The 7422-nt window shown below is 69.4% G+C and carries 9 protein-coding genes and 3 pseudogenes; 8 read left to right on the forward strand and 4 right to left on the reverse strand.

The features are described 5' to 3' along the window. Positions 1 to 93: 93 nt before the first annotated feature. Positions 94 to 189: pseudogene (locus ASC60_RS43535) on the reverse strand (SAM-dependent methyltransferase); the annotation flags it as partial. A 19-nt stretch (positions 190 to 208) separates the two neighbouring features. On the opposite strand from ASC60_RS43535, the pseudogene ASC60_RS41335 reads away from it, so the two are divergent. After that, positions 209 to 1062: pseudogene (locus ASC60_RS41335) on the forward strand (IS5 family transposase). 11 nt (positions 1063 to 1073) lie between these two features. Here the strand turns inward: ASC60_RS41335 and ASC60_RS36295 are convergent. Further along, the gene (locus ASC60_RS36295) at positions 1074 to 1490 is read right to left on the reverse strand and encodes a hypothetical protein (protein ID WP_055557986.1); all 417 of its coding nucleotides are present in this window, start codon (positions 1488 to 1490) and stop codon (positions 1074 to 1076) included. Between the two features lie 191 nt (positions 1491 to 1681). Between ASC60_RS36295 and ASC60_RS43840 the strand changes: the two genes are divergently transcribed. Next, positions 1682 to 1816: a hypothetical protein gene (locus ASC60_RS43840; RefSeq protein WP_267892855.1), complete on the forward strand. Its 135-nt coding sequence runs from the start codon at positions 1682 to 1684 to the stop codon at positions 1814 to 1816. Positions 1817 to 2025: 209 nt separating this feature from the next. On the opposite strand, the gene ASC60_RS42440 is transcribed toward ASC60_RS43840, so the two are convergent. Both ASC60_RS42440 and ASC60_RS36300 read right to left on the reverse strand, forming a co-directional pair. After that, positions 2026 to 2202, reverse strand: coding sequence for a hypothetical protein (locus ASC60_RS42440; protein ID WP_199831152.1), 177 nt, complete (start codon positions 2200 to 2202; stop codon positions 2026 to 2028). Then, on the reverse strand, positions 2192 to 2542 hold the full coding sequence (locus ASC60_RS36300) for a LysR substrate-binding domain-containing protein (RefSeq protein WP_234357283.1): 351 nt from the start codon (positions 2540 to 2542) through the stop codon (positions 2192 to 2194). The genes ASC60_RS42440 and ASC60_RS36300 overlap by 11 nt, the downstream gene beginning before the upstream one ends. Before the next feature lie 358 nt (positions 2543 to 2900). Between ASC60_RS36300 and ASC60_RS40315 the strand changes: the two genes are divergently transcribed. The 6 genes and pseudogenes from ASC60_RS40315 to ASC60_RS36335 all read left to right on the forward strand — a co-directional run. Continuing rightward, the gene (locus ASC60_RS40315) at positions 2901 to 3149 is read left to right on the forward strand and encodes a hypothetical protein (RefSeq protein ID WP_055557988.1); all 249 of its coding nucleotides are present in this window, start codon (positions 2901 to 2903) and stop codon (positions 3147 to 3149) included. Beyond that, on the forward strand, positions 3104 to 3598 hold the full coding sequence (locus tag ASC60_RS38555; protein WP_234357287.1) for an SDR family oxidoreductase: 495 nt from the start codon (positions 3104 to 3106) through the stop codon (positions 3596 to 3598). The genes ASC60_RS40315 and ASC60_RS38555 overlap by 46 nt, the downstream gene beginning before the upstream one ends. Before the next feature lie 44 nt (positions 3599 to 3642). Continuing rightward, positions 3643 to 4065, forward strand: coding sequence for a heme-binding protein (locus ASC60_RS36315; protein ID WP_055557990.1), 423 nt, complete (start codon positions 3643 to 3645; stop codon positions 4063 to 4065). 692 nt (positions 4066 to 4757) lie between these two features. After that, a complete protein-coding gene (locus ASC60_RS43845) occupies positions 4758 to 6161 on the forward strand; it encodes an RICIN domain-containing protein (protein WP_055557991.1) in 1404 nt (467 codons plus the stop codon). A 215-nt stretch (positions 6162 to 6376) separates the two neighbouring features. Next, positions 6377 to 6978: pseudogene (locus ASC60_RS43545) on the forward strand (SDR family NAD(P)-dependent oxidoreductase). 140 nt (positions 6979 to 7118) lie between these two features. Then, positions 7119 to 7422, forward strand: a 304-nt coding sequence (locus ASC60_RS36335) for a universal stress protein (RefSeq protein WP_159043391.1), incomplete at its 3' end; no start/stop codon positions are given.

The raw sequence follows: 7422 nt of genomic DNA on the forward strand, positions 1-7422 counted from the left end.
CTAAGCTCCTGGCCACAGCCAGTTGATCACTGTGTTGCAACGACCCCTGGAATCCGCCCCACTCCGGCGGGGCTTCTGGAGTGTTTGACCGTCGGCGGCCTGGAACTGGCGGGCCGCGATGACAGTGCCGTAGCCGACGCCGAGCACGTCAGGCCCTGGGCTCCCGGCGACGATCCGCGCCACCAGGCCATTTCGTCTAGATCATCTGATCGTTGGCCCGGGTGTGCCGTTGACTGACGCGCAGTGGACGCGAATCGAGCCGTTACTCCCGGACCGGACGCCGAAGCGGGGTGGCCGGTGGTCTGATCACCGGGAGGTGATCGACGCGATCGCCTTCAAATTCCAGAACGCAGTGGTCCACCCGCCGGAGAAGTACGGCAACTGGAGGGGTGTCTACAACCGGCCGCGGATGTGGCCGTCGACGGTACCTGGGAGCGGGTGTTCACCGCGCTGATGGCCCAGGCCGACGCGGATGAGGATCTGAACTGGGCCGTCTCGGTGGACTCCACCATCGTGCGTGCTCACCAGCATGCGGCCGGGGCCCGTGAAAAGGGGCCTCGGCCGGTGAGGCTGCCGACCATGCCATCGGCCGGTCCCGCGGCTGGCTGACCACGAAGATCCATCTCGCGGCCGACGGCAACTGTCGACCCCTGGCGCTCCACCTCACCGCCTGACAGGCCGGCGACGCTCCCGCCTTCACGAAGGTCATGGCACGCTTGCGCGTCCCACGACGGCGAGGTCGGCCCCCTACCAGGCCGGAGGTCGTCCTGACCGACAAGGCGTACTCCTTCGCGCGCGATCCGCCAGCACCTGCGCGGGCGCGGCATCCGCGCGGTGATCCCCGCCCCGGCGGATGAGCAGGGCCACCGGCAGCGGAGGGGCAGCCGACGCGGCAGGCCACCAGCCTTCGATCGTGATGCCTACAAGCAGCGCAATGCCGTCGAGCGGTGCATCAACCGCTTGAAGCAGTGGCGGGTTATTGCCACACGATGCGGGAAGACCGCCACCATCTACGTGGCCGGGCTTCCCGTCATAGGCATCTCCCTCTGGTCCGCCCGGTGATCCAGTGGGGACTACGATCTGGCGATCTCTTGCCGGAGCTGGTGGGTGAAACGACGCAGGAGGTCCAACGTCTCTCGGAACTCGGCCCGGCGGTCGTCCCTGCCCTCGGTGGGCCGGGTGCTCCAGACCCGACGCGCGAGGGCCTCGGCGAGATCGACGGTGTCGTTGGAGCAGAGCAGGTAGAGGGCTGAGCGTGCTTCCTGCAGCCGATTCGCCAACTCGTTGGCTCCCGGACCGTCGTCACTCAGCTGTGTTTCCTTCAGGTAGTCCAACAGCTGAACTACAGCCGTGTTGAAGCCGATCCCGGCTTTGAGCTTCTGTTCGCGCAGCCACATGCGGTCCTGTCGGCGCGCGGTGAACCACGACCCGAACACCACCCCTATGACGCCGATAGCGGCCCCGATGGCCACGGACAGTATGTTCTCCACGGTCAGCTCCCCCCGACGTACAGCGACGCCAGGTTACAGAGGCCGTCGGAGGCGCCGCCTCCGATGAGCGCGCCCACATGCCAAGGGTTCGGTGATCCGAACGAATCGGCCTGGCCCGCCGTGCGCGAGAGAGTCTTCGGCCAGGCGAACGCTGCCGCGCGACCGGACTCCTGGGGGCGCCACTGGCGCGGATGGAGATGCGCATCGCCGTCCACGCCCTGTTGCGACGCTTCCCCGGCCTGGCCCTGGCCGACCCCGGCGTACGGGCCGACTTCAAGATCATCAGTGCGGTGCACGGCTTGAACACCTCGCGGGTGACCTGGTGAGCACCCGGCCTCTGCCGGCGGACGCCGCACGTGACTACGAGCGGACCGTCAGGTACACGATCGAAGCGCGATGAGATCGAGTCCATGACCTCGGTGACACCGGCGATCCCCGGCAGGACCTCGTCGACGCGCTCGCGGCCGTCACCGTCGTGCTCGTCCGGCAGCAGGACGACGAGGACGGGGTCCGGTGGTCGAAACCTGGGGTTCCGTTACGCCAACGCGGCCACATATGAGGCCACGCACGGCTTCGGTGTGGCCAGTGAGGTGACGACGTGGCCGTCGACGGCCACTGGCGGGTCGAACGGCACATGGAGCCACCGCTCGGAACGGAACCCGGTCAGTTGCTCGGCCGGCATCAGCGTCCAGCCCTCGGGATCACGGCCCACCAAAGAGCACGTTGGACAGGTCCCCGGCGGGCGGGCGGAGCGGGGCCACGGGCAGAGCGGCGAGGAGCGCGTCGTGCAGTGGCGGGTCGCTCTCACGGGCGGGGAGCCGCAGCCCACGTGGATCAAGGAGATGCAGGCCGACCGCCAACTCGCCGGCAGCGGGGTGGTCACGCACGAGCACGGCGTGGACCGGCTCGGACCAAGCACGCACCACCGTCATCGCCGATGAGGCGATCGCGCCTCGTACCAGCGCCAGGTCCAGCTCACCGTCGCGGACGGCGGCCAAGCGCGCGGTCACCGGGAGATCGATCAGCTTCGGCTCGGCAGGGCGTTCGCTCACGCGCAGGCGGTCCAACGCGCGGTCGAGCCGCCAGGTGGCAGCCGTCCTTCCTCGCCCCCGAGGACCTCGCCGCGCTCATGGCGGGGGCCCACAACGAGAATCAGCGAAATCAACGATGACTTCGCGGCAACACAAGGATCGAGGAGTGCAGTGGATCTGGGATTGAAGGGCAAGACGGCCATCGTCGGTGGCGCCTCTTCCGGGATGGGCCTAGTGCCGCGTCAGCCAAGGTTCACCCCGCTCGCCGCCCTGGCACGGCCATCTGCGGCGTTGCCGAATCGACCGAGTAGGCCCACTACGAGGCCGATCCGGCGCCTTGCATCTGACCGCACCAGGACGCCTCGCTACCGGGCAAACCTTGGCTGACGCGGCACTAGGTATCGCGGAGGCGTTGGCGGCGGAGGGCGCCAACGTCGTCATGGTCGCGAGGCGTAAGGATCTCCTGAAAGAAAAGGCGGTGCGGATCGGCGCGTTCGCGGTCCCGGCGGACATGACGCTGCCGGACGAGCCGGCGAGAGTCGTCGGCGAAGCGGTGGAGCGTTCGGCGCACTGGACATCGTCCTGTGGAACAGTGGCGGCCCGCGTCCGAGCCCGGCTGTCGGCCTGACGCCCCAGCACATGCTCGAAGCGGTCGACCTCGCCATGCTGCCGCTCATTCGTCTCGTCGAGGCCGGCGTGCCGCACCTGCGCCACAGCTCGAGCGGCCGGATCCTGGCGATAACGACGACCGGGGTCAAGGAGCCCACGCCGGGTATGGCGGCGTCGAACTCGGTCCGGTCAGGGATCCACGGATATCTGAAGACGCTCGCGACCGAGCTGGCCCCGGACGGCATCACGGTCAACATCCTGGCGCCGGGCCGGATCATCACCGCTCGCCGGGACGAGGTGTTCCCGAACGGAGTGCCCCAGCGCCTGACAGACGAGATCCCCATGGGCCGGTGGGGAACCGTCCGGGAGTTCGCCGATGCCGCGGTGTTCCTCGCTTCACCTCGCGCCTCGTACGTGACGGGGACGACGGCCTACATCGACGGCGGCCTGACGAAGGCCGCGTTCTGAACGCTGTGCGCGTTGACGGAAAACTGACGTGAAGGAGCAGTCGAATGAATCTTGATCTGGGCAGCGCCCTTGTGGACGCGGCACGCTCGGAGGCGACGTCGCTGGGCGTCCCCATGGCGATCGCCGTAGTGGACACGGGCGGTGCGCTCGTCGCCTTCGCCCGGATGGACGAGACCCCCTTCCCGCTCGCGGACGTGGCGATCGGGAAGGCGTACACCGCCGCGGCGTTCGCACACCCGTCGGCCGAGGTCGCCGAGGTCTTCGCGGGACGGGTGCAGTTCACCACGTCGATCAGCGTGGCCACCCGTGGCCGAGTGATGTTGGGCAAGGGTGGACTCCCGATATCCGCCGAAGGAACCCACATCGGCGGAATAGCTGCCAGCGGCGGCACCGGAGAACAGGACCTCGCCGTGGTCGAAGCCGCCCTCGCATCACTTCTTTCAGCCGGCGCGGCCTCCTCACACTGACGCACCTCACCGCGTCTCAGAGGAAAGCTGAAGGCATTGGTGGTCCGCACCGTCCGGTGACGCGCACGTTCTACCCGGATGGCGCTGCGGTTCACGTATGCGCGGCGTCGATCTTTCTAAGCTTCGGTGGTACGGGCAACGCGGCCATTCCGGCCCCGGCGCGAACCCATGAACGAGGCATTGCGGATCAGCGGAGTCCCAGCCTCGTCGCCCGCGCCGGTACCGGCGTCAGGCCGAGGCCGCGCACCGGTCCGGACTCTGGGGCATGCCCACGGTCCAGGCCTGACGGCGCCACAACAAGGAACATTCCGATGAAGCACGTCTCTCTGGGTGGGCACGATGGCCGACCGCCCCCGCCGCAGGGCGGGCTGGACGGGATGCCGCGCCCGTGGCGGGGTGGCGGTGACGGCACTCCCGGCCCGGCCGAGCAGCCGGTTCGCCACCGCACCAGGGACGCCCGCGTCGGCGACGTCTGTGCCCTGCGGAATGCCGGCCTTCCGACCGCCCGAGGAGACTTCGGCGCCGACCCGCCGCGCGGCTGCCCCGCCACCCGCGCGGCGGGCCCGGTGTCCCCGGCCGCCGAACCCGGCCGGAGCCGCGGTCGGCGCCGGAACACGGGCGCTGACGCGTTTCCCCGTTCCCGTCCCACCCCCATCGCCGCCGCCCCGTGTCCATGGCCACAGGAGAAGCACATGCCCGATCAGCACAGGACCGCCGGAGAGGCCTCCGCCACCGGAGGATCCACCGCCGCGTCCCCCGACGCCGCGAGCGTCGAGGAACACCTCAGCACAGACAAGACCCCCGCCTCCCGCCCCGCCTCATCCGAATCCGCTCCCGCCAGGACGTCCGGGGCCATCGGCCGGGACCTCTCCGCGAACGAGCGGGACCTCTCCGCGAACGAGGAGGAAACGAGCGCGAACGGTGAGGAGGCGACCAGCGTCATCCGGAGGCGGGCCCCGCGAGGCGGCCTCGTCGCCGGTCCCACCTCAGGGCCGGAGAGCGACGACACCCTCGAAGACTCGACCGGACCGAAGGAACCGGCGGCCTCCGGGGCGTCGGCGGCCCGAGGCGAAGGCAAGGCCGGGGCGGCGACCGGTGAGGAGCCGACGAGCGACGCACGGGCCGCCCACGGTATCCGCAGCCGGGCGTCCCGCCGTGGCAGGGGCGCGGTGACCACAGCGTCCACCGAAGGGAAGGCCGATGGTGCCGCCGCGCCGGCCACCGCTTCGGCGGATGCCGGCGGCAACTCCCCCGGCGCCGGCGGGGGTTTCCCCGGCCGCCCCAACAAGCCCGTGCTCGCCGGCGCCGCCATGACGGGGGCCATCCTGATCGCCGTACCGCTGCTGGTCATGGCCACCTACCAGGATGATGACAAAGGCGAGAAGGTGAACTCTTCCAGCTCCGCCGACACCGTTCTGGGTGATGACGGGGCAAAGCCGGGGGCCTTTGTCGCCGCGTCGCCGAGCCCGGAGAAGCCGAAGGCGGGCAAGGAGAAGAAGGAGCCGCCGAAGAAGTCCGCCTCACCCGCGGCGAAGTCGACCCTCAGCCCGTCGAAGTCGGCGAAGGCAGCCGGGAAGAAGCACACGGCGGCCAAGAAGACGGCGTCCGTCAGCAATCTCCCGTCCGTGATGACACACGTGCTGATCAAGAACAACGAGAACGGCACGTGCGTCGACATCCCCGGCTTCGCCAGTGGCCCCGCCGACGGCCCCATCACTCAGGCGACCTGCAACAGCAACCCGGACGACAACCAACTGTGGAACGTGGAGAAGAAGTACGACACCGCGGGTCCTGGCGGGGCGCCCCTCTTCCAGATCCGCAACGTCGTGGACTCCCACTGCCTCGACCTGGGCGAGAACGGAGGCCGCCCGAGCGGCACGAAGGTGACGGAGTTCCCGTGCAACGGCACGACCTCCGACAACCAGCTCTGGTGGCTGGACAAGCAGGCGGACGGCAAGTTCTGGATCCGCAACTTCGCCAGTAACAACCAGTGTCTGGATTCGTTCGAGCGGGATTCCGAGACACGGGATCTGATGATCTGGCCCTGCGCGCCGGAGGGCCAGAACAACCACGAGTGGATCTTCACCCGCAAGTGAACCACCCCGCATGAGCTTCCATGAGTGGCCCCTGGCGGTTTCCGCCGGGGGCCACCGCCTTGGCATCGTGCAACGGCCGCCGCGCTCGCGGAAGGCTGCGTGCCACGGCGGGGCGGGCGGGTGGGCAACGCCGGGTGGACGGCCACAGAACCATACGATCACGGTGATCGCCGGCATGGTGATCACCCACCGGAGAACGTGAGAGGAACATGGCAATGAGCGAGGACAGCGACTCGAAGGCGTCCGCACCAGGCTCGACGTGGGCACTTGTGACCGGCTCGACGAGTGGGATCGGTCGCGCGACGGCGGTCGGGTTGGCTCAGGACGGGTACTCGGTCATCGTCACGGGACGCGACCGGGACCGGGCCGCCGAGACTCGCCGGTCCATCGAGGCGGCAGGTGGCCGCGCGATTGATCTGATGGCCGACCTGCGCGACCCGCAGCGGTGCGCGATCTGATCGCGCGGATACGGGACGCCGTCGACGGCCCGCTCGAGGTCCTGGTGCACAACGCCGGTGGCGGAGGCTTCGCACCGACCGAGTCCACTCCGGAGGAGATGTTCGACGATGCCTTCAACCTCCACGCCAAGGCACCGTTCATCCTGACGGGCGCCTTCGCCCCGGCCATGGCCGAGCGCGGCCGAGGGGCCATCGTCAACGTAGGGAGCCTGAGCACCTCGATGGCCGCTTCCGGCACATGCGCCTTCCAGGCTTCGAAGGCGGCGTTGTCCATGATGACCAGGTCGTGGACGGCGGAGTACGGTCCCCGGGGGGTGCGGGTCAACTCCTCGATCCCGGCTTCATCCTCACCCGGGTGAACGAGGCAATCCGCGATAGAGAAGGGGGGGCGTATCCGGCCCTCGGGGCCCGCGGTGGCCGCGAGGAACCGTGGCGGTGCGGGCGTGGTCGCCGGGGTACCCAAGGCGGACGAGCCAACCACAGGAAGGCGGTGGGGATGATGGCGCTCCCGCTGGTCGTGGGTGTTGACGGGTCGGATTCCAGTCTTGAGGCGGTGGACTGGGCCGTGGACGAGGCGGCCCGCCACGAGCTGCCCCTGCGCCTGGTCCACGCCTCCCGATGGGAGCAGTACGAGGGGCGTCTCCCCTCGTTCGGTACCAACCGCTCCTCCGGGGAGATCGTGGCCGAGAACATCGCCGCCTCCTGTATGCGGCGCGCGACGGCGCGCAACCCGGAGGTGAAGGTGTCCGCCGAGGCCCTGGCCGAGGACACCGTGTCGGCGCTGCTGCACGAGGGCCGCGAAG

It is taken from the genome of Streptomyces sp. NBRC 110028, assembly GCF_001417735.1.
Classification (GTDB): Bacteria; Actinomycetota; Actinomycetes; order Streptomycetales; family Streptomycetaceae; genus Streptomyces.

Excerpts from the sequence above, each read along its gene's own strand:
- ASC60_RS43840 (WP_267892855.1), top strand. The coding sequence starts at position 1,682 with ATGGAGATGCGCATCGCCGTCCACGCCCTGTTGCGACGCTTCCCCGGC.
- ASC60_RS36315 (WP_055557990.1), top strand. The coding sequence starts at position 3,643 with ATGAATCTTGATCTGGGCAGCGCCCTTGTGGACGCGGCACGCTCGGAG.
- ASC60_RS43845 (WP_055557991.1), top strand. The coding sequence starts at position 4,758 with ATGCCCGATCAGCACAGGACCGCCGGAGAGGCCTCCGCCACCGGAGGA.